This is a genomic window from Yoonia sediminilitoris (assembly GCF_003058085.1).
In the GTDB taxonomy this organism is placed as follows: domain Bacteria; phylum Pseudomonadota; class Alphaproteobacteria; order Rhodobacterales; family Rhodobacteraceae; genus Yoonia; species Yoonia sediminilitoris.
In genome coordinates this window covers 30959-55184 of the sequence record NZ_QBUD01000003.1, presented here as the reverse complement: position 1 = coordinate 55184, position 24226 = coordinate 30959, and the positions used below count along the sequence as shown (strand labels likewise).

General features: G+C 57.6%; 24 protein-coding genes. 14 read left to right on the top strand and 10 right to left on the bottom strand.

Going from position 1 to position 24226, the window contains the following annotated elements; genetic code table 11:
• Positions 1-341 precede the first annotated feature (341 nt).
• The 4 genes from C8N45_RS08500 to C8N45_RS08485 all read right to left on the bottom strand — a co-directional run bounded on the left by C8N45_RS08500 (position 342) and on the right by C8N45_RS08485 (position 4038).
• Positions 342-1145 (bottom strand): alpha/beta fold hydrolase, encoded by an 804-nt coding sequence (locus C8N45_RS08500; RefSeq protein ID WP_108385824.1) that lies wholly within the window; start codon positions 1143-1145, stop codon positions 342-344.
• Between the two features lie 79 nt (positions 1146-1224).
• Entirely contained in the window at positions 1225-1737 is a 513-nt protein-coding gene (locus C8N45_RS08495) for a DedA family protein (RefSeq protein ID WP_168769432.1), read from the bottom strand.
• Positions 1738-1878: 141 nt separating this feature from the next.
• Positions 1879-2217, bottom strand: coding sequence for a phasin family protein (locus tag C8N45_RS08490; RefSeq protein WP_114427825.1), 339 nt, complete (start codon positions 2215-2217; stop codon positions 1879-1881).
• 105 nt (positions 2218-2322) lie between these two features.
• Entirely contained in the window at positions 2323-4038 is a 1716-nt protein-coding gene (locus C8N45_RS08485) for a PHA/PHB synthase family protein (RefSeq protein WP_245882618.1), read from the bottom strand.
• A 437-nt stretch (positions 4039-4475) separates the two neighbouring features.
• On the opposite strand from C8N45_RS08485, the gene atpD reads away from it, so the two are divergent.
• The 12 genes from atpD (at position 4476) to C8N45_RS08425 (ending at position 14139) form a co-directional block, all read left to right on the top strand.
• Positions 4476-5870, top strand: a complete 1395-nt coding sequence (gene atpD, locus C8N45_RS08480) for a F0F1 ATP synthase subunit beta (RefSeq protein ID WP_108385820.1) — start codon at positions 4476-4478, stop codon at positions 5868-5870.
• Complete coding sequence (locus C8N45_RS08475) at positions 5867-6277, top strand: ATPase (RefSeq protein WP_108385819.1); 411 nt, start codon at positions 5867-5869, stop codon at positions 6275-6277. Before atpD ends, C8N45_RS08475 begins: the two co-directional genes overlap by 4 nt.
• A complete protein-coding gene (locus C8N45_RS08470; RefSeq protein ID WP_108385818.1) occupies positions 6274-6561 on the top strand; it encodes an AtpZ/AtpI family protein in 288 nt (95 codons plus the stop codon). The genes C8N45_RS08475 and C8N45_RS08470 overlap by 4 nt, the downstream gene beginning before the upstream one ends.
• The gene (locus tag C8N45_RS08465; RefSeq protein WP_211095461.1) at positions 6558-6857 is read left to right on the top strand and encodes an N-ATPase subunit AtpR; all 300 of its coding nucleotides are present in this window, start codon (positions 6558-6560) and stop codon (positions 6855-6857) included. Before C8N45_RS08470 ends, C8N45_RS08465 begins: the two co-directional genes overlap by 4 nt.
• On the top strand, positions 6854-7582 hold the full coding sequence (locus tag C8N45_RS08460) for a F0F1 ATP synthase subunit A (protein WP_108385817.1): 729 nt from the start codon (positions 6854-6856) through the stop codon (positions 7580-7582). Before C8N45_RS08465 ends, C8N45_RS08460 begins: the two co-directional genes overlap by 4 nt.
• The gene (locus C8N45_RS08455; protein WP_108385816.1) at positions 7579-7866 is read left to right on the top strand and encodes a F0F1 ATP synthase subunit C; all 288 of its coding nucleotides are present in this window, start codon (positions 7579-7581) and stop codon (positions 7864-7866) included. Before C8N45_RS08460 ends, C8N45_RS08455 begins: the two co-directional genes overlap by 4 nt.
• A gap of 3 nt (positions 7867-7869) precedes the next feature.
• Positions 7870-8640, top strand: a complete 771-nt coding sequence (locus tag C8N45_RS08450; protein WP_108385815.1) for a F0F1 ATP synthase subunit B family protein — start codon at positions 7870-7872, stop codon at positions 8638-8640.
• Positions 8630-10168: a F0F1 ATP synthase subunit alpha gene (locus C8N45_RS08445; RefSeq protein ID WP_108385814.1), complete on the top strand. Its 1539-nt coding sequence runs from the start codon at positions 8630-8632 to the stop codon at positions 10166-10168. The genes C8N45_RS08450 and C8N45_RS08445 overlap by 11 nt, the downstream gene beginning before the upstream one ends.
• Positions 10152-11093, top strand: coding sequence for a F0F1 ATP synthase subunit gamma (locus C8N45_RS08440; RefSeq protein WP_108385813.1), 942 nt, complete (start codon positions 10152-10154; stop codon positions 11091-11093). The genes C8N45_RS08445 and C8N45_RS08440 overlap by 17 nt, the downstream gene beginning before the upstream one ends.
• A gap of 284 nt (positions 11094-11377) precedes the next feature.
• The gene (locus C8N45_RS08435; RefSeq protein WP_245882601.1) at positions 11378-12355 is read left to right on the top strand and encodes an LOG family protein; all 978 of its coding nucleotides are present in this window, start codon (positions 11378-11380) and stop codon (positions 12353-12355) included.
• A 29-nt stretch (positions 12356-12384) separates the two neighbouring features.
• On the top strand, positions 12385-13782 hold the full coding sequence (locus C8N45_RS08430) for an MBL fold metallo-hydrolase RNA specificity domain-containing protein (protein ID WP_108385812.1): 1398 nt from the start codon (positions 12385-12387) through the stop codon (positions 13780-13782).
• A gap of 57 nt (positions 13783-13839) precedes the next feature.
• Positions 13840-14139, top strand: coding sequence for a hypothetical protein (locus tag C8N45_RS08425; protein ID WP_108385811.1), 300 nt, complete (start codon positions 13840-13842; stop codon positions 14137-14139).
• An 11-nt stretch (positions 14140-14150) separates the two neighbouring features.
• Here C8N45_RS08425 and C8N45_RS08420 read toward each other — a convergent pair whose 3' ends face one another.
• Together C8N45_RS08420 and C8N45_RS08415 are read right to left on the bottom strand one after the other, a co-directional pair.
• Positions 14151-15611, bottom strand: a complete 1461-nt coding sequence (locus tag C8N45_RS08420) for a cobyric acid synthase (RefSeq protein ID WP_108385810.1) — start codon at positions 15609-15611, stop codon at positions 14151-14153.
• Positions 15612-15730: 119 nt separating this feature from the next.
• Complete coding sequence (locus tag C8N45_RS08415) at positions 15731-16054, bottom strand: DUF6280 family protein (RefSeq protein WP_108385809.1); 324 nt, start codon at positions 16052-16054, stop codon at positions 15731-15733.
• A gap of 224 nt (positions 16055-16278) precedes the next feature.
• Here C8N45_RS08415 and efp point away from each other — a divergent pair, with 224 nt between their 5' ends.
• Positions 16279-16842, top strand: coding sequence for an elongation factor P (efp, locus tag C8N45_RS08410; RefSeq protein ID WP_108385808.1), 564 nt, complete (start codon positions 16279-16281; stop codon positions 16840-16842).
• A 508-nt stretch (positions 16843-17350) separates the two neighbouring features.
• Here the strand turns inward: efp and ygfZ are convergent.
• Positions 17351-18079: a CAF17-like 4Fe-4S cluster assembly/insertion protein YgfZ gene (ygfZ, locus tag C8N45_RS08405; protein WP_108385807.1), complete on the bottom strand. Its 729-nt coding sequence runs from the start codon at positions 18077-18079 to the stop codon at positions 17351-17353.
• A 167-nt stretch (positions 18080-18246) separates the two neighbouring features.
• Between ygfZ and C8N45_RS08400 the strand changes: the two genes are divergently transcribed.
• Positions 18247-19422 (top strand): pyridoxal-phosphate-dependent aminotransferase family protein, encoded by a 1176-nt coding sequence (locus C8N45_RS08400; protein WP_245882600.1) that lies wholly within the window; start codon positions 18247-18249, stop codon positions 19420-19422.
• Between the two features lie 10 nt (positions 19423-19432).
• Here the strand turns inward: C8N45_RS08400 and C8N45_RS08395 are convergent, their stop codons facing one another.
• The 3 genes from C8N45_RS08395 to C8N45_RS08385 all read right to left on the bottom strand — a co-directional run bounded on the left by C8N45_RS08395 (position 19433) and on the right by C8N45_RS08385 (position 24177).
• Positions 19433-19618: a hypothetical protein gene (locus tag C8N45_RS08395; protein WP_133175959.1), complete on the bottom strand. Its 186-nt coding sequence runs from the start codon at positions 19616-19618 to the stop codon at positions 19433-19435.
• A 50-nt stretch (positions 19619-19668) separates the two neighbouring features.
• Positions 19669-20784, bottom strand: coding sequence for a pyridoxal phosphate-dependent aminotransferase (locus C8N45_RS08390; RefSeq protein WP_108385805.1), 1116 nt, complete (start codon positions 20782-20784; stop codon positions 19669-19671).
• A 261-nt stretch (positions 20785-21045) separates the two neighbouring features.
• Positions 21046-24177 carry a valine--tRNA ligase gene (locus tag C8N45_RS08385; RefSeq protein ID WP_108386057.1) on the bottom strand — a complete coding sequence of 1044 codons (3132 nt, stop codon included), beginning with the start codon at positions 24175-24177 and terminating at the stop codon, positions 21046-21048.
• Between the last annotated feature and the right edge of the window lie 49 nt (positions 24178-24226).

Below are 24226 nucleotides of genomic sequence, written 5' to 3'. Positions count from 1 at the left end.
CCTAGAATACAGGTTGGCCGATACGGGCGACCCAGCGGCACAGTAGATGTGTTACGGTGTTTTTGAAAAGATCGACAAAATTCGGCTTTTTAGGAAAATCATTGGGTTTAAAGTGATCCAGACTTCCCGGGACAGAGCCGAATGCCTGTTGAACCCCGCGAAATGCCTGTTTGGTTAAAATACCGTTTATTATCTTAAAATGTTTGCCAGCGCGCGGTTTTGTGACACGTGCGGTTGGCAAAGCCTCTGCCCGTTGGTGGGTGGTGACAGATTACAATTGTTATTATTTGGTGCGCCCGCAAAATTGGAAGCCGTTCCTGTACCGACACACCAAAATGGCCCTACCCTGAACGCGCGATCGTACGTTCAATCAGGGCGTTCACTTCTGTTGGCGCTTCAACAGAGGCGGAATGGCCTGCACCTTTCAACAGTACCAACTCGGAACCCGCCACTGCGGCGTGGATAGCTTGCGACTTTGGGGGTTTTGTGGCGACATCTTCATCACCGACACCGATACCAACGGGAATCTGGATAGCGTCCAGAAGTTCGGCGCAACCTTCGCGTTCAATCACGCCCTTAACCGCCCGACTGATGCCGATACGATGATTGCCGACAATGGCATTCGCCCACCGCTGTTTCAACGTGGTTCGTTTGGGATCGTTCAGAAAAGTCTTTCCGAACATGATCGGCATCACCTTGCCAATGACGGCCCAAAGGCCAATCCAGCGCCCAACAAGGTTCAAAAGCCGGTATTTCGCGATATTTTCTTTGGGTTCGGGCAGAGCCGAGGTGCCCAAAAGCGTCAATGTGCTGATCAATGCGGGGTATTTTGCAGCCAGCCGCATGCCGATGAACCCGCCCATGCTCAGGCCGACGAAATGACAAGGCGCAACCTTCAGATGGGTGATCAGCGCTGCGGCGTCTGCCGCAAGCGTCTCCATGTCATAGCCATCTTTCGTAACCCCGCTGTGCCCCTGACCGCGATGATCGAATGTGATGCAGCGATAGCGGTCACTGAAATATGCGACCTGATCGTCAAACATTGCTCCGCTCATCAGCAGTCCGTGGGAGAAGATGATCGCGGGCCGATCACCGCCGCTATCGGTGTAGTGGATATCCGCACCGTTCAAGTGAACTTGAGGCATTCTGAGGGCTTTCTGCAATGTCGTCAAAAGCCAGTCTAGCGGCATATGTTGCGCTTGTCTTGATCGCTAAAGGGTGGCCCTACGGTGACGTGGCAAATCCAAGTGCAGTGCCAAAGAAATAGCCCACGCCCAGCAACGACACGGCATAGGTCGATCCGCCGATCAGGTTCCAAAGCCAGAAGCGATGCCGGTCCATGCCGGACATGCCAGCGACGACCGGCATGATTGGCCTGAGTGGCCCAAGAAAATGCGCCACAACAATCGTGACCCCACCAAACCGCTCAAGAAAACGCTGGCCACGGGCCAGATTTGATGCCGACAGGACACGGCGACTTGCGCTGAAAAGATTTTCTGCGCCGGACCCAATCCGAAAACTGGCCTCTGAACCCAGAATGGTGCCGATGGCCACGAACCAGACCATGTCGCCAAAGTCATAGACTCCTTTTGCGGTCAGCGCCCCGGCAAGAATGACAACCGCAGTGCCGGGGGCAAAGACACTGGTTAAAACCAGCGCTTCGCCAAAAACCAGCAGGCCAACGACCCAATATCCCCACAACCCAAAGGCTTCGAGGGACGGAAGCAGACTGTTCACCGTACTGTGCATGTTGCGATCACACGTGCCTTTGACTTGCAGATGTGTCGTTGCAAGTATGACAGCGTAGAACAGAATTGTCCCGGTGGCGCTGCCAGAAAATAAAAGAGCGGCACTTGCCAGCGGCCAAACAAGCGCAGGTCAGTCAGAGTCGTCGGGTTTCCCGGGCATCATATCTTTGCCCAATTCAGTCATCTTGGCGATTTCGGCTGCGTAATCATCCATCGCCCTTTGCATGAACTGGGCCTGAATGTGCTGGATGTCGGAAATGTCTTTTGCGTGCAGCAAGTCGTGTTGGGTCTGCACATCACTTTTGACACGTTCCGCGACAAAGTTCAGCATCTCGCTGCCCATATTGCTCATGGTTTCCAGCCACGCGACTTCAAATCCCGGCATCGCCTTGAGCCCGGTTTCCTGCATGGTGTTCATGAAGTCCATCACCGGTGAAATAGCGTCTTTGGGTTTGGTGTCTTTGGTCATTGTGTCACCTCGTTTGTGCGCCGCGCGTCTGGTCACCTTAACCTGCTAGATGACGGGGCCCATTGATGCACATCAATCACGACACGGACAGGGGCACCTCAGTTGCTAGTCCTGAAGCACATAGGTGCCGGGGGCATCGCAAAGCGGGGGGTATCCATTTTCCTTTGCGCCCATTGGCGGCGGTTTTACTGGTGCGCCGGATCGCTGCGACAGCCATTGGGCAAGGACCGGCCACCATGACCCATCGACAGCGGGGGTTTCTGCCATCCAGCGATCCGGGCCTGTATAGGGGGCATCCTTTGATTTTTCACGTACACGGTAGTGGCGGTGCGGGTGCCCGGGTTCGGATATAATGCCCGCGTTATGCCCGCCATTTGTCAAAAGAAAGGTCACATCCGTGTCGGACAACAGGTTGAATTTATAGACAGAATGCCACGGGGCCACATGGTCCCGTTCAGTGCCCACCAAAAACACTGGTGCGCGGATATCTGACAGCGCAATCGGGCCAAGCCCCACGCGGTAACGCCCTTCGGCCAAGTCGTTTTTCAGGAACAGACTGCGCAGATATTCCGAATGCATCCGGTAAGGCATCCGTGTCGCATCGGCGTTCCATGCCATCAGATCTGACATCTGTGACCGCTCGCCCATCAAATAATCGTGGATCATCCGTGACCAGATCAGATCATTTGACCGCAATATCTGGAAGGCACCGGCCATCTGTTTGGTGTCCAGATACCCTTTGTCCCACATAATATCGTCAAGAAAGGCAAGCTGGCTGTCATTGATGAAAAGCATCAGTTCGCCCGCTTCGGTAAAGTCGGTCTGCGTGGCAAGCAGGGTCAGGGTCCTGAGCCGCTGATCCTTGTCGCGGGCCATCGCAGCGGCGGCAATTGACAGCAATGTGCCACCCAGACAGTAGCCCATCGCATGCACCTTTTGCCCGTTGGTGATGGTATCAACGGCATCAAGCGCATCCCTCACGCCCAGTGACAGGTAATCGTCCATCCCCAGATCCCGGTCATCTGCATCCGGGTTTTTCCATGAGATCATGAAAACGGTGAACCCCTGTGCCGTCAGATATCGCACCAGTGAATTGTGGTCCCCAAGATCAAGGATGTAATATTTCATGATCCATGCAGGCACGATCAATATCGGTTCGGGGTGGACCTGCTCTGTGCTTGGGGCATATTGGATCAATTCGATCAGGTGATTGCGATAGACCACCTTGCCGGGGGTCGTGGCCAGATTGCGTCCGACTTCAAATGCGTCAAGTCCGACCGGCTTCTTGCCGCTGTTGGCACGCGAGATATCCTCGACAAAATTTTGCCAGCCCCGGAAAAGGTTCAAGCCACCTTGGCTGATGGTCTTTGCCAGAATTTCGGGGTTGGTTGCCACGAAATTTGACGGCGAAAATACATCGAGCATCTGGCGCGCACTGAATGTCACCACGTTTTCGTGTTGGGCTGTCACCCCTTCAACGCCCGTCGTGGCATTGTACCACCATTGCTGGTTCAGCAGAAAGCCTTGATACATCACGTTATATGGCCACTTCTGCCAGCTTTCGCCCCTGAAACGGCGATCTTGCGGCAGCGGCGTGATGCAGGGGTCTGCCCCGTCGGGGTGGCTTGCGCAACGCGCTGCGTAATTCGCCCATTTCCAAATCTTTTTCCCCGCCTTTTCCAACAACTGCAATTGCTTGCCGGGTGCGGTGCCAAGATGCAAAGCCCAGTCCGAATAGGCCGAAGCCAGCGCAATCGGGGACAGTCCTGCTGTGGATTTGGCCAAAGCGGCCTTTAGCCCCTTGTCCAAAGCCTGTTCCATCGTGGTGTGGGCATGGGAAATGTCTGTGTCATCACCACCGGGGCTTGCGACCTTGATCAGACCGCGACCGCCAGGAATAACGGTCTTGTGCCGCTGGGATGCTTTTGCGTGGATGGGTGTCACCTGTGCCATGTCCAGCGCTCTCTCTGGGCAGAATCAATTCCGATGACCGTTAGACCAAAAACGACGTGTGCGGCTTGATGTTTCTCAATCAGCGGGGCTGCGGCCATGTTTCATGCTGGTCACTCCGCCGGAATGAAGAGGACAGGCGCATTGGTTGCTGAGCTGCTGCTTCATTGACGCAAATCAATTCTGCGGGCGCAGCTTCTGTCAAATTTGTCGTGAATTTCCACAGACATGGGTACGCGCCATCCCATTGACCAAAGGAGCAAGCAGATGCCGACCCTCACTACGGAAAAAGACGCTTGTGCAGCCAGATGTTGAACGGTGTTGCCGCGCAAACCGATGCCCCCGTTCAGGGGCGTATCGCGGCGATCCGTGGTGGTGTGGTTGACATCGCGTTTGAGGGTGCTGTCCCGCATATCCATGAACTGCTTTACGTCGGGGACAAAGCGCTTGAGGTTGCATCGCTGATCGGGCAGCGGATGGTGCGTGCGGTGGCGCTGTCCCCTGTGCGGGGCTTGGGTCTGGGCATGACGGTGCGCGCAACGGGCGGGCCTATCAAGGTGCCCGTCGGTGATCCCGTGCTGGGGCGGATGCTTAATGTCTTTGGCGCACCGATTGATGGAAGACCAGCGCCGCACGCAACCCATCATCGTTCCATTCACCAAAATCCGCCCAAGTTGAGTGACCGTGTGTTGCACTCCGAAATTCTGGAAACAGGGATCAAGGCGATTGACCTGCTTTCACCGATTGAAAGAGGCGGTAAAACCGGGCTGTTTGGCGGGGCCGGGGTTGGCAAGACAGTCCTGATTACGGAGCTGATCAATAACACGGTCCAGCATTACAAAGGTGTCAGCCTGTTTTGCGGCATCGGCGAGAGATCGCGCGAGGCCGAAGAACTTTACCGTGAAATGGGCGAGGCAGGCGTGCGCGACAAGACTGTGATGCTGTTTGGTCAGATGAACGAAGCACCGGGCGTGCGCTTTCTCGTTGGCCAAACGGCCCTGACCATGGCGGAATACTTCCGCGATGACAAAGGGCAGGATGTCCTTTTGTTGATCGATAATATTTTTCGCTTTGTGCAGGCGGGTGCCGAAGTGTCAGGATTGATGGGTCGGATGCCGTCGCGGGTGGGGTATCAGCCGACGCTGGCCACCGAACTGGCGGGACTGGAGGAACGCATCACCTCCACCAGTCGCGGGGCAATCACATCGGTGCAGGCGGTCTATGTGCCCGCTGATGATTTCACCGACCCGGCAGCGGCGCATATCTTTTCGCACCTGTCGGCCTCGGTGGTTCTGTCACGTAAGCGGGCAAGCGAGGGGCTGTACCCGGCGGTTGACCCGCTTGCATCGGCGTCGGTCATGCTGGCCCCTGCCGTGGTGGGGCAAAGACACTATGACATCGCCCGCGCGGTGCGCCGCACCCTGGCTGACTACGAGGATCTACGCGACATCATTGCGATGCTGGGGCTGGAGGAACTATCGTCAGCCGACAGGGCCACTGTCGCGCGTGCGCGGCGGCTTGAGCGGTTTCTGACACAGCCATTCTTTACAACCGAGTCCTTCAGCAATGCCGAAGGTCGGCGCGTGCCCATCGCCAAAACGTTGGACGGGTGCGAAGAAATCCTGAACCAGACCAAATTCGACCAACCCGAAAGCGCCTATTACATGATTGGTGGCTTGGATGAACTGGGGGCGAACGCATGAGCATGGCACCGGACATGGCCGTCATCATTCGCCTGCCGACGCGGACGCTGTTTGAAGGGCGCGCGGCGTATCTGGGGGGCGTCGCACCCGATGGTGCATTCGGGCTGCTGCCGAACCATGTTGATTTCGTCACCGCGATTGTCCCTTCCGTCCTGACACTCCGGATGAGCGACGGCACAGACGAGATTTTCGGTCTGGACGAAGGGCTTTTGGTCAAGAAGGGCCACAAGGTCGCAGTTGTTGTCCTGCGCGGTGTGCGTGGCGACGATCTGGTCACGTTGCAGGACACGGTCGCCGCCAGCTTCATCCAGATGGATGAAGAAGAGCGGCAAGCGCGTGCGGCCCTGTCGCGGCTCGAGGCGGATATGGTGCGCCGATTTGCCGAACTGAAAGGGCCTTTTTCATGACACCGGACCCTGACAAATCCGTGCGTGATATTGCCCGTCAGGCCGCGCGGATGAAATCGCGACGTGACAACCCCGGCCCCAGCCCGCTGCGTGGCATCGGCACATTTGGAATGATCGGTTGGTCGATTGCCGTGCCCACCGTTGGCGGGGCATTTCTGGGGCTTTGGCTTGACCGGATCGCACCACAGAATTTTTCGTGGACGTTGGCCCTAATCCTTGGGGGTGTCGTGTTGGGCGGCTTTATTGCGGCAGCCTGGATCAACAAGGAGGGAGGCGGCAAATGATGGCGTTTGACCCGGGCGGATTGGTCTTGGGCCTGTCGATGGGTGCAATCATGAGCGTTGTGTTTTTCGCAGGTCTTGGTTGGGGGATGAAGATCGCCTTACGCGCCGCTAATCCGGTTACCTTGCTGCTGCTCAGTGCCGCATTGCGCATTGCGGCGCTTTTGGGTGTGGGATGGCTGGTTGTGGCGCAGGGCGGGCCGTGGGCGCTGTTGGGGTTTGCGCTCGTCTTTGTTTGCGTGCGCTTTGCAGCCATCACGATTGCCCGCATGGCCCCCGCAGAGCGGAATAGGCCATGAAACTTTCGCCGGATCAGACAGTGATGTTCGAAGCCTGGGGTTTGGCCATCAACGCGACCATCTTTTTTACATGGGTGGTGATGGCGGTGCTGACATGTGTGGCGATCCTTGTGACCCGCAATCTGCGCCCGGATGTGCCGCCAAACCGCTGGCGGACCACGCTCGAGGTGATCGTGCAGGCGATTCAATCCCAGATTGAAGAAATTGCCGGACGCCCCGAGCGCCATCTTCTGTATTTTGCAGGCACGCTTTTTCTGTTTGTCGCCACCTCGAACCTGCTGCTGGTCATTCCCGGGTTTGAACCGCCGACGGCCTCTTTGTCGACGACCACGGCGCTGGCGCTGTCGGTCCTGATCGCGGTGCCGCTGTTCGGGATCACCAGTCGTGGGTTGGGCGGGTATCTGCGGATATACATCAAGCCGACTGTCTTGATGCTGCCTTTCAATATCATCTCGGAATTCTCGCGCGGAATTTCATTGGCCATTCGCCTTTACGGCAACATCATGAGTGGGGCCGTGATCGCCGCGATCCTGCTCAGCGTCGCACCGTTTTTCTTTCCGGTGGTGATGGATGTGCTGGGTCTGCTGACCGGCCTGATTCAGGCTTATATCTTTGCGGTTCTGGCCACGGTTTATATTTCCAGCGCGACCGCCCCCGCCGCTGAAACGCCCGCCCCTAAAACCCCGGCCCCTGATACCCCTCCAAACGAAAAGGATAGTCCATGACTGAACTTGCCATCATTGCGGCCATTTCCATCTTTACTGCCGGTTTGACCGTGTCATTCGGGGCCATCGGCCCGGCTCTGGGTGAAGGGCGCACGGCCTCGGCAGCGGTAAATGCGATTGCCCAGCAACCCGACAGTGCCTCAACCATTTCGCGGACTTTGTTTGTCAGCCTCGCAATGATCGAATCCACAGCGATCTATTGCTTTGTGGTTGCGATGATCCTGATCTTTGCCAACCCATTTTGGAACGCGGCGTTGGAACTGGCGCAGGCGACCGGGAATTGACGCATGTCGATCGACTGGATCACAGTTGTCGCCCAGATCGCCAATTTTCTGGTGTTGGTCTGGCTGCTACGCCGATTTCTATACCGTCCCATTCTTGATGGTATCGACGCGCGCGAGGCAGAGATTGCAGAACGGATGCAGCAGGCCGTCCGCGCCAAGAAGCAGGCGCAGGCACAGGAAGACGCTTATCACGACAAAGTGCAGGCGCTGAATGTGGCACAGGCACAAATGACCGAGACAATCCGCAAGACAGCTGAAGAACAGCGCGATTTTCTGTTGGCCGAGGCGCAGCAGGCCCTCGATCAGGCACACGCCCGCTGGCAGGCGCATATGGATGAAGAGACCCGCAAATATACCGCCAAGCTGCATCATGCCGGCGCCAGCGCCCTGTTGGCGCTGACCCGCAAGGCGCTAGGCGATTTGGCTGATGCAACGTTGGAATCGCAGATGGCGCAGCACGTGGTAAACCAGATAAAGCCGATGGCAACAAACCTGCGCCGCGCCGCGGGCGAGGCGGCCGAGGCTGTGGCGACCTCGCACACACCCTTACCTGCTTCGGCACAGGAAGAGCTTGCCACAGCATTGCATGACCTGTTTCCCGAAGTGTCCTTGCGGTGCGAGACCGACAAAGATCAGGCCCCTGGTCTTGTCTTGCGGATCGGTGGCGCGCAACTGGCATGGACGCTGGATACCTACATCGACGGGCTTGAAGCGTTGTTGGCCGAAAAACTGTCGGCTGGTGCTGACCATAAGGAGCAATCCGATGACGGTTGAGCCTGCCCAAACCGCACAGACGCCGCAAACGATTCTGGATATGCTTTTGGCTGCGCCATCACCCGCGCCGCACCTGAGCGAAATAGGCACAGTGACCGAAGTGGGCGACGGGATCGCCATTGTCGAAGGGTTGGAACAGGCTCTGTCAGATGAGTTGCTGCATTTTGCCAGTGGCGTGCAGGGCATCGTACTTGACCTTGAGCCGGGGCGCTTTGGCGTTGTGTTGCTGGGCGGGTCGGACCGTGTGACCATTGGTGAAAGCGTGACACGCACGCAAACGGTGGTCAGCACCAAGGTAGGCGCTGCCTTGCTGGGCCGTGTGGTGGATGCGCTGGGCAACCCGGAAGACGGCAAAGGCCCGGTCCGCGCGCAAGCAGAGCGCCCGGTCGAGGCCGAAGCGCCGAAAATTCTTGAGCGGCAGGCGGTTTCGCGTCCGCTTGCCTCTGGGATCAAGGTGATTGATGCGGCGGTTCCGATTGGGCTGGGCCAACGGCAGTTGATCATCGGGGATCGGCAGACTGGCAAGACGTCACTTGCGGTTGATACGATCCTGAACCAGCGGAACACCGATGTGATTTGTATCTATTGCGCCATTGGCCAGCGCGGCGATGCGGTGGCCAAGGTCATTGGCGCGGTCCGTGACGGGGGTATGGAAAGCCGGACAATCATTATGGCAACCGGTGACGAAGATGCCGCGGGTCTGGCTTTTGTCGCCCCCTATGCCGCTTTGACAATGGCCGAATATTTCGCGGATCAGGCCAAAGACGTGCTGGTGATCCTTGATGATCTGACCCACCATGCAAGATCCTACCGCGAGTTGTCGCTCTTGCTGCGCCGCCCGCCCGGTCGAGAGGCGTTTCCGGGCGACATCTTTTATATTCATGCGCGGTTGCTGGAACGGGCCGGACAATTCACCAAGGCGGCTGGTGGCGGGTCGATCACCGTTTTGCCTGTGGTCGAAACACAGGCCGAAAACCTGTCTGCCTATATCCCCACGAACCTGATTTCGATCACTGACGGGCAAATCTACCTGTCGCCACGGCTGATGCGCAAAAACCAGTTTCCGGCGGTCGATCTGGGCATTTCGGTTAGCCGCGTCGGTGGTAAGGCGCAAACCAAGGCTTTCCGGTCCGTTGCCGGAAATCTGCGAGTGACACTATCGCAATTCGAAGAGCTTGAAGAATTCGCGCGCTTTGGCACCCGTCTTGACAATGCCACGCGCGCCCGGCTGACACGGGGTGCTGCGGTCCGCATGGCGCTGCACCAGACCGAGCGGGACCCGATGCCCGCGATTGAACAGTTGGCCGTTCTGGTATCAGCAATGGCGGGACAATTCGATGGGCTCGGCGAGGCCGAGACGCTGAAGGTGATGACCAAGCTGCGCGGGGAGGCTAACCGCAAACTGGGTGATCTGGCAAAGCGTATCGCCGACAACGCCCCACTGACCGATGAAGACCGCAGTCTTCTGGTGCAACTGGGACAAGCCGCGCGCGAAAGCACAGGGGGTACGCATGACCCAAAGCCTTGAACTTCTGGCGCGGCGCACGGCCAGCATGCAGGGGATCCGCAGCATCGTGCACACCATGAAGACCCTGTCGGTGATCAACGCGGCCCCCTACGAACACGCGGCCCGTGATATTGGGGCATATCATGACACGGTGGTCATGGGACTGCATGCGTTCCTGAGCCAAGTCGGCCCGCTCGAACCTAACCAGCAAGCCGTCACAACAACAGTGCTGATCGCATTCGGGTCAGATCATGGATTATGCGGAAACTACAACGAAGTGCTTGCCCGCTTTGTCGTTGAGCAGCGCGATAATACTGCGGCCCCGTTCACTGTTTTATGTATCGGTGCGCAGATGGCGGATGCACTGAAGGATCAGGGGATTATGATTGATACCACGTTCTTCCCCCCTGCTTCCGTGGACGGGATTGGGCGGTTGGCCAATCTGCTGACGCAACATCTGGATGAGCTCAGAGGCAAGACGGCAGCTGGGGATATGGCTGTGTCGCTCGCTTATTTCATGCGCGAAGGTGACAACGGGCAAAAGCCGACGCTGACGGCGCTGCTGCCTTTGGACCGGGCCCTGTTGCAGGACCTACAGACCAGACCCTGGGTCTCGCGCAGCCTGCCCACGTTTTCCATGCCGCCAACGAGCTTGTTTCAGGCGCTGGTCAAGGGCCACCTGTTTGCAAGCCTGTTCCGGGCCGCTGCCGAGGCGCTGGTCACTGAAAATGCGGCTCGTCTGGCTTTGATGCAGAAGGCAGAACAATCCGTAGATGACAGGCTGGAAAGCCTGATTGCCCAAACGCGGTCGGTGCGGCAAAGTGAGATCACGACAGAGCTTCTGGATGTGATCATCGGATTTGAGGCGCTGAAGAAAAACCGCGAACGTGCCGCGGTCCACCGTCCGCCAGTGACCTTGCGGCAGACATCCAAACCCGAACCTTGAAAGGAAGTACGATGAAAAAAGTCTCCACATTTGCGATCTGCGCATTTCTGTTGGCCGTTGCGGGCTGCTCAGAACCCGGACGATATCCGGTCAGCGGGGAAGAATGCGCGCCAACTGATCCAGTACAGGACATGCGCGCGAGCGATTGTCTGGTGCCTGCCTTATAAGGGATGCGCGCGCCTTTACGCTGAATGCTGAAAGAAGCGTTTGATTTTGATCAAGCGGTCCGGTGAGCCATCGTGTGACATGACAGTACGCGCGGCATTGGAACAGAGGGAGCGGCCTTGAAAAAATCTGATCAGACCGTCGCAGCGACTGGCGAAGTGCCGGGGCCTGCCCCCCGGACCCGGGATGTGCCTTTGCCTTGGCAGCAGCCTAAGGCCGCAAGCGAGGACAAAGACGCCCCCGCTCGCGTCGCGGCGATCCTCAACAGTGCAGGATATCTGCAAGCGGATGAAGATGTCGCTTTCCTGCAATCCGACGACATGCGCGGCGTGCGCTTGCAGCTTGACTTCATGAAGGCCGAACACGGTCTGGCAGAGCAGAATGTGCACCATACGATCGTTGTTTTCGGCAGCACGCGCATTCCCGAACCGCTTGCCGCGCGTGCGCGACTGGACCGGGCGCGCCGGGCGCTTGACGCGCACCCCAAAGACCCCAAGGCGCAACAGAAAGTCAAGATTGCAGAGCAGGTCCGCAAACGCAGCCACTATTATGCCATCGCACAGGAGTTCGGCAAGGCCGTAGGGCGTTTAACCGCGCTCCGCGACGATGGATGCATTGCCCTGATGACCGGTGGCGGGCCGGGGATCATGGAGGCGGCAAACCGCGGCGCCTTCCACGCTGGCGCAAAGTCAATCGGGCTGAACATCACGCTGCCGCACGAACAATATCCCAACCCCTACCAGACGCCGGGGCTTTGTTTCCGGTTTCATTACTTCGCTTTGCGCAAGATGCATTTTCTCAACCGCGCGCGCGCACTGGTGGCCTTTCCGGGCGGGTACGGCACCATGGACGAACTGTTCGAGACGCTGACGCTCATACAAACCCGCAAGATTGCGCCGCTGCCCATTGTCTTGGTCGGGCGCGAATTTTGGTCACGCGCGGTGAATTTCCGCTTTCTGGTCGAAGAAGGGGTGATCGACCCCGAGGATGAGGAACTGTTCTGCTTTGCCGAAACCGCGACTGAAATTCTGGAGATTATCGTTCACTGGCACGCGCGGGCGGGTGAACCACTGTTTGAAAAACCCACAAGCGTCTAGCCGGACCCAAACCCGAAGGAACCCATCCAATGCGACTTTCATTCCATGGCGCCGCGCAAAACGTCACCGGGTCGTGCCATCTGCTGCAAGCAGGTGGGCTGCGCATCTTGATTGATTGCGGCATGTTTCAGGGTGCCAGACATGCGGATGAGGAAAATGCGGGCCCTTTCGGCTTTGACCCAGCAGAGGTTGATTTCCTTTTGCTGACACATGCGCATCTTGATCATTGCGGACGTATTCCCTTGCTGGTCAAACGTGGCTTTACCGGTGAAATCATCACGACAGCCGCGACCCGTGATCTGGCCAAGCTGATCATGATGGATTCTGCCCATATTCAGGAGGAAGATGCCGCGCGGGCCACGCGTCGCAGGCGGCGCGGCGGTGCAAATGAAATCAGGCCGCTTTACGATCAAATCGATGTGCTGACCGCCCTTGATAATTTCGGACGAAATGCGCGCTATGATAATGACATCCCTTTGAATGATGCCGTGACCGTCCGTTTCATCAATGCGGGGCATATTCTGGGCTCTGCCAGTGTCATTGTGGAAGCGGTCGAAGATGGCGTTGCGCGACGGATTGTGTTTTCGGGCGATCTTGGCAGCCCCGGTCATGCGGTGCTGGCCAATGCGACCCCGCCGCCTGAATGCGACTATGTGGTGATGGAAACAACCTATGGCGACCGGATGCACCGGGACCTTGCAGCGTCAGTGACGGAATTTATCGACGCAATCGCGGCCACCCATGCGCGGGGTGGGAATGTGGTGATCCCGACCTTTGCCATGGAACGCACGCAGGAAATCCTTTTTCACCTCAAAGAGGCGATCAAACGCAAGGAACTTTCGGCGTCGCTGCTGGTCTTCCTGGATAGCCCCATGGCTGTTTCGGCAACCGAGATTTTCCGCCGCCATGCGGATGGTTTCAGTGATGAGGTGCGCGACGCCATGCTGGCTGGCAAACGGCCATTTCATCCGCCGGGCGTGCGTTTTACCCGCGAGGCGGCAGACTCCATGGCGATTAATCGGATAAGGGGAGGGGCCGTAATTATGGCGGGCTCTGGCATGTGTACGGGAGGGCGCGTGCGTCATCACCTGAAACACAATATCTGGCGCACGGAATGTAGTGTTATTTTCGTCGGCTTCGCAGCCAAAGGCACCTTGGCCCGCCAGATTGTGGATGGTGCGAAACATATCCGCATTTTCGGAGAGGACATTCAAGTCAAGGCCGAAATCCACACCATCAACGGGTTTTCGGCGCACGCCGACCAGCGAGAGCTTTTTTATTGGGTGTCGAAAACCGGAAAACCCAAGAAGATTTTTCTGGTGCATGGCGACTATGACAAGGGCATGACCACCATGCAGAAAGAGTTGGAAAAGAAGGGTTTACGCGTTGAGTGTCCGACACTGCACGCAGCAGTTGATCTTGCATGACGGCAACTTAGGGCCCGCAGCTGAAAATCGAAGACAGGAAAAACGGAGGATGTAAAAATGCACGCTGACCTTGTGACAAGACGCCGTGTTCTGTTGCTCACCTACCAACGCTATATGGCGGCAGACCGTGCCTGGAAACTGGCGATCCGCGAAACGCAAAGCTGGTTTCCACCGGCGCGCCAGTCGCCCGCATCAAAGATGGGCAATCCCGGCTCGCCCATGCGGCGGCTTTATGATCGGCGCGAACGCGCAATCCAGCAGTTGCAAACCGCGCGCCTGAAACTTGAGGTCGCCAAGGAGCGTTTGGCCAAAAGGCATCGGCAGCCGGTCCTTTTGATCACACAGATGCGACGTTAGCGCGACTTTGCCTACCCCTGCGCAACCACACCTGCGAGGGTGAGCAGTCGGTCGATATCCATCGCCGCTTCCAGATGTTCCGATAGCTGGTCAAGCGTGGTATCCACGCCTGCCTCATAATTGTATTTCTCGGTCATCATGCCCCATTGCGCAAAGAACGCTTCGCGAAACGCGTCGGCGCTGAAAAGCCCGTGCAGGTAACAGCCCAGAACGCGCCCGTCTGCCGATGCGGCCCCTTCGCCCCGCCCGTCGATTGAAAGCCAATTGCGCCTGCAATCGGGGCCGGAGGTGTGACCAAGGTGGATTTCATAGCCGGTGACACTCTGGCCGCCGGGCAGATAGGTGGCCTTTGTCAGCGCCAGACGCTTTTGCGGCTTCATCACTGTTGAGATGTCCAAATGGCCCAGACCGGCAACTTCGGAAGGCGGCCCTTCGATCCCATCTGGGTCTGCAATCCTTTGACCAAGCATCTGATAGCCGCCACAAATGCCCAGCACACGGCCACCGCGCCGCACATGCGCCTGCAAGTCCACATCCCACCCTTGAGCGCGAAAATGGGCAAGATCAGCGATCGTCGATTTTGATCCGGGAATGATCACAAGGTCGGCGTCGCCGGGCAGGGGGCGGCCTGCGGGAATGATTTCAACGCTGATGCCGGGCACCGCAGACAACGGGTCAAGATCGTCAAAGTTCGCGATCCGGTTCAGGCGCGGCACGGCGATTTTTATGTCGCCACCAGTGCGGCTGGCGACGTCCATCACGTCTTCTGCGGGCAGTTTCCATGCGTCTGGAAACCAGGGGATGATCCCAAGCGGGGCCCAGCCAGTGTGTTCGTCGATGATGCGCATTCCGTCGGCAAAAAGTGACGTATCCCCACGGAATTTGTTGATTGCAAAGCCTTTTATCAACGCCCTGTCAGCTGGCGGTAGAACGGCATGGGTGCCAACCATCTGGGCAATGACGCCGCCACGATCAATGTCGCCGATCAGGACAACCGGCACATTCGCCGCCGCTGCAAAGCCCATGTTGGCAATATCGCCAGCGCGCAGGTTGACTTCTGCCGGGCTGCCTGCCCCTTCGACGATGACCAGATCGTGTTGTCGGCTGAGACGATGAAAGCTCTCGAGCACGGGAGGCAGGAGGCTGGCTTTCTGCTTGCCGTAGTCGCGGGCTTTCATCGTTGCGAAGCGTTTGCCCTGTATAATCACCTGCGCGCCGACGTCCGTTTCGGGTTTCAGCAAAACCGGGTTCATATCCACGACCGGGTCCAGCCCGCAGGCGCGTGCCTGAAGGGCTTGAGCGCGCCCGATCTCACCGCCGTCAGCCGTGACAGCAGCGTTGTTGGACATGTTCTGCGGCTTGAAAGGGGCAACTGACAAACCGCGCCTGACGCAGGCCCGTGCGATCCCCGCGACCAAGATCGACTTGCCCACGTTGGACCCTGCACCTTGAATCATGATGGCCTTGGCCATTGCGCTCCCCCGGTTTGGCTCAAGCCATATGCATCTGTCGTCATAAGCAACAGCGCGGGCCACAAACCAAAACGCAGCCCCGAAGGACCGCGCTTGACTGTTAGATCATGTGGCTACGATTAAGCGGCGCGTGCTTCCTGTTCGGCAGCGTTGCGGCGTTCGCTTTCTTCGCGAGACAATGCGACAGATGTCCGCACACCTTTTCCGACAAAGTCCATCAGGCCTTCGACAACCCGCTCGTTCGGGTCGATCCCGGCGCAAGACAAAACTTCGCGCCCATCACGAGACCTCGCCCAACGCGCAATCTGCTCGGGGCCATTGCCATATTTCTTGTCGTCAGCAATTGCATCGTCCAAAGCAGCAAGGACGACTGCGGCGAACAGCTTTCGGGCACGGTTGCCTTGCTCATTATTGAAAGCTGTACCGTCGACGAAATCTCTCATCTTGTTTCCTTTATTTTTGGTCTTGTAGTTCCCGCAATTACGGCAATATGCCCGTTTCATTCTGATTCGGGGGTTCTCTTTTGGAATGGCAGCCATGCGTTTATCGCATAGCTCCGTCGTCAAAACAAGCATATTTCGTGCGCTTGCCAGTCAATCACCACCCATATATAGAGCGCTGCAACATTCTATCAACCTTTTGACAAATTTCTGACAAGAAGTGAAACATGCCCAAAATCAACGGAAACGAAATTCGCCCTGGCAATGTGCTGGAACATGATGGTGGCCTTTGGGGCGCAGTCAAAGTCGATCACGTCAAGCCGGGCAAAGGCGGTGCCTTTGCGCAGGTCGAACTCAAGAATCTGCGTGACGGGCGCAAACTGAACGAACGGTTCCGGTCCGCCGACAAGGTTGAACGCGTCCGTCTTGACCAGAAAGACCAGCAGTTTCTGTTCGAGGCTGACGACATGCTGACCTTTATGGACACTGAAACCTATGACCAGATTGCGCTGCCTGCGGATATTCTGGGCGAGCGGCGTCCATTTCTTCAAGATGGCATGACCGTCAAGATCGAATATTACGGCGAAGAAGCATTGAACGTCAGCCTGCCGCAAAAAGTCGTCTGCAAAGTGGCCGAGACCGAACCGGTGGTCAAAGGACAGACAGCGGCCAACAGCTTTAAGCCAGCTATATTGGATAACGGTGTGCGCGTGATGATCCCGCCGTTTGTCGGCCAGGACGAAGATATCGTCGTCAACACCGAGACGTTTGAGTACGCCGAACGGGCTTAGTGGCAGGACCCATTCATCCTACATTATCAGTTTGACAGATTTTTTTTCTGACAAGGTACATCTGCGCAGGAATAGTTGTTCACCTTCAAGCAGATGTAACGCTCCCTCTCGGGCAGCGGATCAGCGGGAATTTGCGCCGGAACAACAAAATGTCCGTGGGACATTTTCAGGCGCGAACGGGCGGTGCCCTAAAGCGTTTCGCCTTTGACCTGTGGCATCAGATAAAGGCGAAACGGCCACAACATATGAACGTCACACGGCGTTTCCGGAAAAGCTGTGGATCAGGTTTTTCGCGAAACGCATTGGGCAAACCCGCAGGGCGGTGATTTCACATCATCTCAGCGGCGTGCGCCGCTTGTCCACAGAATAACCATGCCCGTTGCAGCGCAAGCCTAGGCTCCGCCCGTTCAGGGCTGAAACGATCCTCTGGATCGTTTCCAAGACGCCTCTTACCCACTGATATTTCGTGAAATCTACGCTGACGGTGAAGGATTAATGGGGCCTGGCACTAATCCGCCAAAGTCAGAACCGCGTCACCGGCCTGCATTGGCCCGGTGGCGCGATCAAAGCGCAGATATGCTATCCCTTGCTGCCCAGCGACCGTGTGCAGCGTGCCTACGGGTTTTTCGCCAGCTTTAATTGCGTCACCCGCTTTGGCCGCACCCGTGATGTCCACCCGTGCGAGCCCCTTTTTCAACTGGGTTTTGTGCTTCATCCGGGCGACGATCTCTTGGCCGACATAACAGCCTTTTTTGAAATCAACACCGTGTAGCCGTTCAAACCCGGCTTCGAGGATATAGCTGTCGGGCGTCAGTTCGATACCGGTTTCCGGGACCAGATGCGCCACGCGCAGCGCATCCCACTGCGCCAGCGGCGCGACCGCATTGGCATCTGTGCTGTAATGGCGAAAGCCAAGTTCGGGATGGCGCGGGTCAGGCAACCCTTTGTCAGCCGTCTGCACTACGTGTAGGTCAGTCTTGTCGATTTGCACGTCAGATCGCAGCCGATACATGGTCAGCCGCCGCAACAGGTCATCGGCCACATCCGCAGCCACATCGATCAACAGCCTGTCTGCTTCGCCTATGATAAAGAAGTCCGCGATAAATTTACCCTGCGGCGTTAACAGGGCCGCGTAGATGATCCCGTCCTTTGCCTTTTCCACGTCGTTTGTCACCAGCCCCTGTAGAAAGCCGAGCCGGTCGGTTCCGGTGATTGCAAGGATTGTACGATCACGCATCTTAACGTTGCCTTTGGTTGATTGATGGGTTGGACCGCTTTGGCCACCTGCCGCATGGGAATTTCACCGTCTAATCGTAAATGGTATCGGGGGGCAAGTTTGGCAAGCTTGACGTTGGCCGATGCTCCAGTAGTGTCGCCGAAAATCATATGTTGAAGGCTCCCGAAATGTCGTTGTCTCAAGGTCGTGCCTATCTGGCCATCCCCGGTCCGTCGGTCATTCCCGATGTTGTGCTGCAAGCGATGCATCGTGCCTCGCCCAATATCTATGAAGGGGAACTACATGATCTGACCCATAGTCTGATACCCGATTTGAAAGCGGTGGCACGGACAGATGAAAACGTCGCGATCTATATCGGGAACGGCCATGCTGCGTGGGAAGCGGCGCTGGTCAATGCGCTGTCACCGGGCGATAGCGTGCTGGTGCTGGCCACGGGCAGGTTTTGTATCGGTTGGGGCGAAATGGCGGCGCGGCTGGGCGTTGATGTGCAGACAATCAATTTCGGTGAGGCATCGCCCATTGATTTGCCACAGGTCGCGGCCGCACTGACCGCAGATGACGGGCACCGCATCAAGGCTATTCTGGCGGTACATGTCGATACCTCGACTAGCGTCAAGAATGACATCCCCGGATTGCGTAAGGCGTTGGACGCTGCGCAACATCCTGCGTTGCTGATGGTGGATTGTATCGCCTCACTTGGCTGCGACCGGTTTGAGATGGACGGATGGGGCGTCGATGTGATGGTGTCGGGCTGTCAAAAAGGCTTGATGACCCCAGCAGGCATGAGTTTTGTCTGGTACAACGCCAAGGCGGACGCAGTGCGGGGGGCATGCAATACAGCCTATTGGGATTGGCAGCCGCGCACTGATCCGGAAATGTATTTCCAGTATTTTGACGGAACAGCGCCGACCCATCATCTATATGGCCTACGGACAGCGCTGGATCTGATCAAGGCAGAAGGGCTGGATCATGTCTTTGACCGCCACGAAACCCTTGCAAAGGCGATCTGGGCCGCGTTCGAGGCATGGTCGACGACGGGCGACATACATCTGAATATCGCGGACCGGGGGCACAGATCACATGCTGTCACCTCAGTCGGGATGGCATCGCCTGACGGGGACCGCTTGCGGCAATGGTGCGAAAAGACCTGCGGCCTGACCCTGGGCATCGGGTTGGGGCGGTCGCCGAGCGACGCCTATTTTCGGGTCGGCCACATGGGGCACGTCAATGCGCATATGATCATGGGGGCGCTTGGGGCGATCCAGTCAGGGCTGATTGCACTTGATATTCCACATGGCAGCGGTGGTCTGGATGCGGCAGCGGTTGTGATTGCCGCAGGCTAGGGTCCTGACGCTAATCCGTGCGCAGGCGCCCGATTAGCTTAAAAAGATGGTCAATCACATAGGCGGTGATCGCGACCCATGCGTATCCAAGCGCAGCCGCGATCATCCAGAAAACCATGAACAAAAAGACCCCAAGCGTGGTCAGAAATGCGTCGGTGTAATCTTCAACGGCTTGGATCGGCGGACGGTGCGACATGGAAGAATCCTTTTGCTGATGCAGAAAGCTTACAGACAGGATGCTTAAAATCATTCAAATTCTGCGTGAGCCTGTTTGAGCGCCGCTGGCAGGGCGGCGGCAAAGGCATCAAGCTGCACTGAGGGCCCGCAACTGACCCTGATGCAGCGATCTTGCGGGGCGACAAACGGCATCCGCACAAAGATTGCCCGTTGGATCAGCGCGGCAAGTACGGCGCGGGCAAAAGCGCCATCGCGGCCACAATCAATTGTGACAAAGTTTGTTGCAGAGGGCAGGGCACGCAGGCTGTTTTCTGTCGCGATCTGCGCAATCCGGGCGCGTGCGGTTGTGACTTCCTGCCTTATATGGGTGATCCATTCTGTGTCAGCTATAGCGGCAAGCGCGCCCGCTTGGCTGATACGCGACATGCCGAAGTGGTTTCGCACCTTGTTGAAACCGGAAATCAACTGAGGCGTGCTGATTGCATAACCAACCCGCGCCCCTGCCATGCCGAAAGCTTTGGAAAAGGTCCGCATCCGCAAGAGGTTCGGCCGCGTCAGGGTAATGTCGGGCGCAGTCCCGTCGGGAGCCAGTTCGATGTAGGCCTCATCAAGGATCAGCATGCAATCGTCCGGCAACCGGTCAATCATCCGCGTGATTGCATCGGCGTCATGGTAGCTGCCCATCGGGTTGTCGGGATTGGCGATATAGATCATCTTTGCCCCGACCTCGACCGCTTTGGCGATCAGGCTGTCGGGGTCCTCGTGGTCATCCTTGTAGGGGACAGCGTGTAGCGTGCCGCCAAAACCGGCGACATGATAGTTGAAGGTCGGATAGGCCCCGGCGGATGTGACTGCATGGTCGCCCGGCCCCACGTAAAGCCGGACAGCCAGACCAAGCAGCGTGTCGATTCCTTCGCCAACCATGATGGTTTCGGCCGGAATGGCGTGATGCCTGGCAAGCGCTTGGCGCAAGTTATGGCTTTCGGGGTCGGCGTACATCCAAACATCTTTGACAGCTTCTTGCATGGCCGCAATCGCCTTGGGGGATGGGCCAAAGGCGCTTTCGTTGGCCCCAAGGCGGGCAACGAACGGCTGCCCTGACTGGCGCTCTTGTGCCTCTGGTCCGACAAAGGGGACAGTCGCGGGAAGTGATGCGGCAAGCGGGGTCAGCTGTGGTGTTTTCATGGATGCAGCTAAGCAAGCCCTTGAATTGGTTGCAAGCATGCATGTGTGAGAATTGTTCGCAACTCAAGTTTCGCTCTTGGCGAGACACGCAGGAGACTCCGATGAAGATCAGTAGACGCGGGTTTGGCCTTTGGTCTGTGACAAAGCGCTTGGCACAATGCACGCGGCAGAGCGGGTTGAGCTGGAGCGTTTGCCTTCGGCGAAAGTTTGATTGGACGAAGAAAGACAGGGGCGACCGCTCAGGATCGCCCCTTTTGTGTCTTAGCCCAACTCTTGCAGGCGGGCGATCGCCGCTTTCAGCTCGCTTTCTTCCGTTTCCCGCAGGCGCAGGTTTTCGCGGGCTTCCGCGACAACGTCTTCGGGGGCGGAGGCTGCAAATTTGGGGTTGTTCAGCCGCCCGCGCAAACCGCCGAGTTCCTTGGCGAGTTTTTGTAGCGTCTTTTCAAGGCGGGCGATTTCGGCATCAACGTCAATCAGCCCCTCCAGCGGAATACCGAAGGTGCCGCCGTCCATCGGGACGGTCACGCAACCTTTGGGGAAGCGGTCCACATTTGACAGGCTCTCGATCCGCGCAAGACGCTGGATCAGCACGTGGTTGTTGTCCCAGGCGGATTGTCCTTTTTCGTCGAGTCCCGTGACCAGCAGCGGCACTTTGGCACCAGCAGGCACATGCACCTGCGCGCGCGCGGATCGCACATTTTCGATCAGCCCGATTACCCAGTTCATTTCGCGGTCGGCATCGGTATCGACCAGATCAGCGGCCGCGTAGGTCGGCCAGTCGGCGTGGATCAGCATCTTGGCGCGCCTGTCGGCCATGCCCCACAGCTCTTCGGTGATGAAAGGCATAATGGGGTTTAGCAGGACCAGACACTGGTCAAGCACCCAACGCAGGGTTTGTTCTGTTTCCGCCTTCGCAGCCGTATCGGTCCCTTGCAGGATCGGTTTGGAGAACTCCAGATACCAGTCGCAGACCTTGCCCCAAGTGAAGGCATAAAGCGCGTCTGACGCGTCGTTGAACCGATACGCCGTCAGGGCCGCATCAACGGTTTCGCGCACCTTGCCGGTTTCGCCGATGATCCATTTGTTCAGCGTTTGGCTGACAACAGGCATTTCAGGGTCGCCGGGATAGGGGATGGCGTAATGGTCAGCAAAGCTGAAAGCGTTCCACAGCTTGGTGCCGAAGTTGCGGTACCCTTTGATCCGGTCCTCGGAGATTTTCAGCACACCGCCAAGCGCGGCCATCTGTGCGTTGGAAAACCGCAGGGCGTCCGCGCCGTAAGCGTCGATCATATCCAGCGGGTCGATGACATTGCCGCGCGTCTTGGACATCTTTTCGCCCTTCGCGTCGCGGACCAACTGGTGCAGGTAGACAGTGTGAAACGGGTCCTGATGCAGAACCGCCTGGCTCATCATCATCATGCGCGCGACCCAAAAGAACAGGATGTCCTGCCCCGTGATCAGCACGTCACCGGGAAAGTATTTCATCGCCGGGTCGTTTTCATCGGGCCAGCCCAGCGTGCCGAATGGCCAGAGGCCGGAGGAGAACCATGTGTCAAGCACATCAGGGTCGCGCCAGACCGGATAGACCAACACCGTGGGGTCCTGCGTGACGTTATATTCCGCAAGTGCGGCGGCAAAGCGGTCAATTGCCTCTGATTTGTCAGCGACTTCAATGATGCTGGCGTGGCTTAGCGGGCTGGGCACGTCGGCGTTGTCAAATACAAAGGCCGATTTGACGGCCTCAAGGTCCGTGCCGCAATGCATGACTGTGCCACGATGGACCAGACCATCCAGCAGCAGGCCAAGCAGTTCAACCTCATCCAATGTGCCGGATGGGTTTTGTTCATCCTCAACACCCAGATCGAGGCCATACCAAACAGGTATCTGATGCCCCCACCAGAGCTGGCGGGAAATGCACCATGGTTCGATGTTTTCCAGCCAGTGATAGAAGACCTTTTCGCCGCTTTCGGGCATGATTGTGACACGGCCTTCGCGGACCGCATCCAATGCAGGTCCGACGATCTTGGCGGTATCGACGAACCATTGGTCGGTGAGCATGGGTTCGATCACGACCTTGGAACGGTCGCCGAAGGGCTGCATGATTTTCTTGTTTTCGACAAAAGGAATGCGCTGTGGCACCTCGGTCTGGTCGCCATCGCGGGCAAAGGCTGCTTCATAGGCCGGGTTACCGATCATCACGGCGTTGCCTTCGGCGGTGATGTCGGCCACCACGCGCTTGCGCGCTTCGAAACGGTCCAGCCCGCGATAGTCTTCGGGGACCATATTCATGGCGGCTATCTTGCCTTCGTCAAACCCTTCTTCGCCGCCCGCGATGCGCTGGGCGGTGGCGGCTTCCTCGGCGTAAGGCAGGCCATCGGCGCGCATGTACCCTTTGGTGTCCATCAGGGAATACATCGGGATGTTGCCGCGCTTGGCGACTTCATAGTCGTTGAAATCATGCGCGCCGGTGATTTTCACCGCACCTGATCCGAAATCGGGGTCGGGATATGGGTCTGTGATAATCGGGATCAGGCGGCGCTGGTCCTTTGGCCCGACCGGAATTTCGCATAGTTTGCCCACGATTGGGGCATAGCGTTCGTCGTCCTTGTGGACTGCGACCGCGCCATCGCCGAGCATGGTCTCGGGGCGGGTCGTGGCGATGGAAATATAGTCACGCGTCTCGCGCAGGGTGACGTTTCCGTCTTCGTCCTTCTCGACATATTCATAGGTTTCCCCGCCGGCGAGCGGGTATTTGAAGTGCCACATGTGGCCGTCGACTTCGATATTCTCGACCTCGAGATCAGAAATCGCGGTTTCGAAATGTGGGTCCCAATTGACCAGACGCTTGCCGCGATAGATCAGCCCCTTGTTGTACATTTCAACAAAGACTTTCAGCACCGCATCATGGAAATTGCCGGGCTTTTCGGTTGCAGGCGCGCTTTCCGCGCCGGACATTGTGAAGGCGGAGCGCGACCAGTCCAGGCTGTCGCCAAGACGGCGGGCCTGCTGCTCGATCATGCCACCTTTGGCGGCTTTCCATTCCCAGACCTTTTCGAGGAATTTCTCGCGGCCCAGTTCGGTGCGCTTGGGTTGCTGGGTTTCGGCCAGTTCCTTTTCGACCATCAGTTGGGTGGCGATGCCTGCATGATCCAGCCCCGGTTGCCATAGCGTGTCATACCCCTGCATCCGCTTCCAGCGGATCAGCATATCCATCAGCGTGTGGTTAAAGGCGTGGCCCACATGCAGGTGGCCTGTCACATTTGGCGGTGGCAGTTGGATGCAGAATGTTTCGTCCCGAGACGCATTTGCGCCTGCCTTGAACGCACCTGCCTCTTCCCACATTTTGTAAATGCGGGCCTCAACTTCGCTTGCGTCGAATTTTTCCATCGCCATGTTTGTCATCCCTTACCGGTTTGGGACCAGATACCGAATGGGAATGGCA

Bases quoted from the DNA above. Each gene is read 5' to 3' on its own strand.
- C8N45_RS08500 (WP_108385824.1), bottom strand. From the start codon at position 1,145: ATGCCTCAAGTTCACTTGAACGGTGCGGATATCCACTACACCGATAGC.
- C8N45_RS08490 (WP_114427825.1), bottom strand. From the start codon at position 2,217: ATGACCAAAGACACCAAACCCAAAGACGCTATTTCACCGGTGATGGAC.
- C8N45_RS08485 (WP_245882618.1), bottom strand. From the start codon at position 4,038: ATGGAACAGGCTTTGGACAAGGGGCTAAAGGCCGCTTTGGCCAAATCC.
- atpD (WP_108385820.1), top strand. From the start codon at position 4,476: ATGTTGAACGGTGTTGCCGCGCAAACCGATGCCCCCGTTCAGGGGCGT.
- C8N45_RS08475 (WP_108385819.1), top strand. From the start codon at position 5,867: ATGAGCATGGCACCGGACATGGCCGTCATCATTCGCCTGCCGACGCGG.
- C8N45_RS08470 (WP_108385818.1), top strand. From the start codon at position 6,274: ATGACACCGGACCCTGACAAATCCGTGCGTGATATTGCCCGTCAGGCC.
- C8N45_RS08465 (WP_211095461.1), top strand. From the start codon at position 6,558: ATGATGGCGTTTGACCCGGGCGGATTGGTCTTGGGCCTGTCGATGGGT.
- C8N45_RS08460 (WP_108385817.1), top strand. From the start codon at position 6,854: ATGAAACTTTCGCCGGATCAGACAGTGATGTTCGAAGCCTGGGGTTTG.
- C8N45_RS08455 (WP_108385816.1), top strand. From the start codon at position 7,579: ATGACTGAACTTGCCATCATTGCGGCCATTTCCATCTTTACTGCCGGT.
- C8N45_RS08450 (WP_108385815.1), top strand. From the start codon at position 7,870: ATGTCGATCGACTGGATCACAGTTGTCGCCCAGATCGCCAATTTTCTG.
- C8N45_RS08445 (WP_108385814.1), top strand. From the start codon at position 8,630: ATGACGGTTGAGCCTGCCCAAACCGCACAGACGCCGCAAACGATTCTG.
- C8N45_RS08440 (WP_108385813.1), top strand. From the start codon at position 10,152: ATGACCCAAAGCCTTGAACTTCTGGCGCGGCGCACGGCCAGCATGCAG.
- C8N45_RS08430 (WP_108385812.1), top strand. From the start codon at position 12,385: ATGCGACTTTCATTCCATGGCGCCGCGCAAAACGTCACCGGGTCGTGC.
- C8N45_RS08425 (WP_108385811.1), top strand. From the start codon at position 13,840: ATGCACGCTGACCTTGTGACAAGACGCCGTGTTCTGTTGCTCACCTAC.
- C8N45_RS08420 (WP_108385810.1), bottom strand. From the start codon at position 15,611: ATGGCCAAGGCCATCATGATTCAAGGTGCAGGGTCCAACGTGGGCAAG.
- C8N45_RS08415 (WP_108385809.1), bottom strand. From the start codon at position 16,054: ATGAGAGATTTCGTCGACGGTACAGCTTTCAATAATGAGCAAGGCAAC.
- efp (WP_108385808.1), top strand. From the start codon at position 16,279: ATGCCCAAAATCAACGGAAACGAAATTCGCCCTGGCAATGTGCTGGAA.
- ygfZ (WP_108385807.1), bottom strand. From the start codon at position 18,079: ATGCGTGATCGTACAATCCTTGCAATCACCGGAACCGACCGGCTCGGC.
- C8N45_RS08400 (WP_245882600.1), top strand. From the start codon at position 18,247: ATGTCGTTGTCTCAAGGTCGTGCCTATCTGGCCATCCCCGGTCCGTCG.
- C8N45_RS08395 (WP_133175959.1), bottom strand. From the start codon at position 19,618: ATGTCGCACCGTCCGCCGATCCAAGCCGTTGAAGATTACACCGACGCA.
- C8N45_RS08390 (WP_108385805.1), bottom strand. From the start codon at position 20,784: ATGAAAACACCACAGCTGACCCCGCTTGCCGCATCACTTCCCGCGACT.
- C8N45_RS08385 (WP_108386057.1), bottom strand. From the start codon at position 24,177: ATGGCGATGGAAAAATTCGACGCAAGCGAAGTTGAGGCCCGCATTTAC.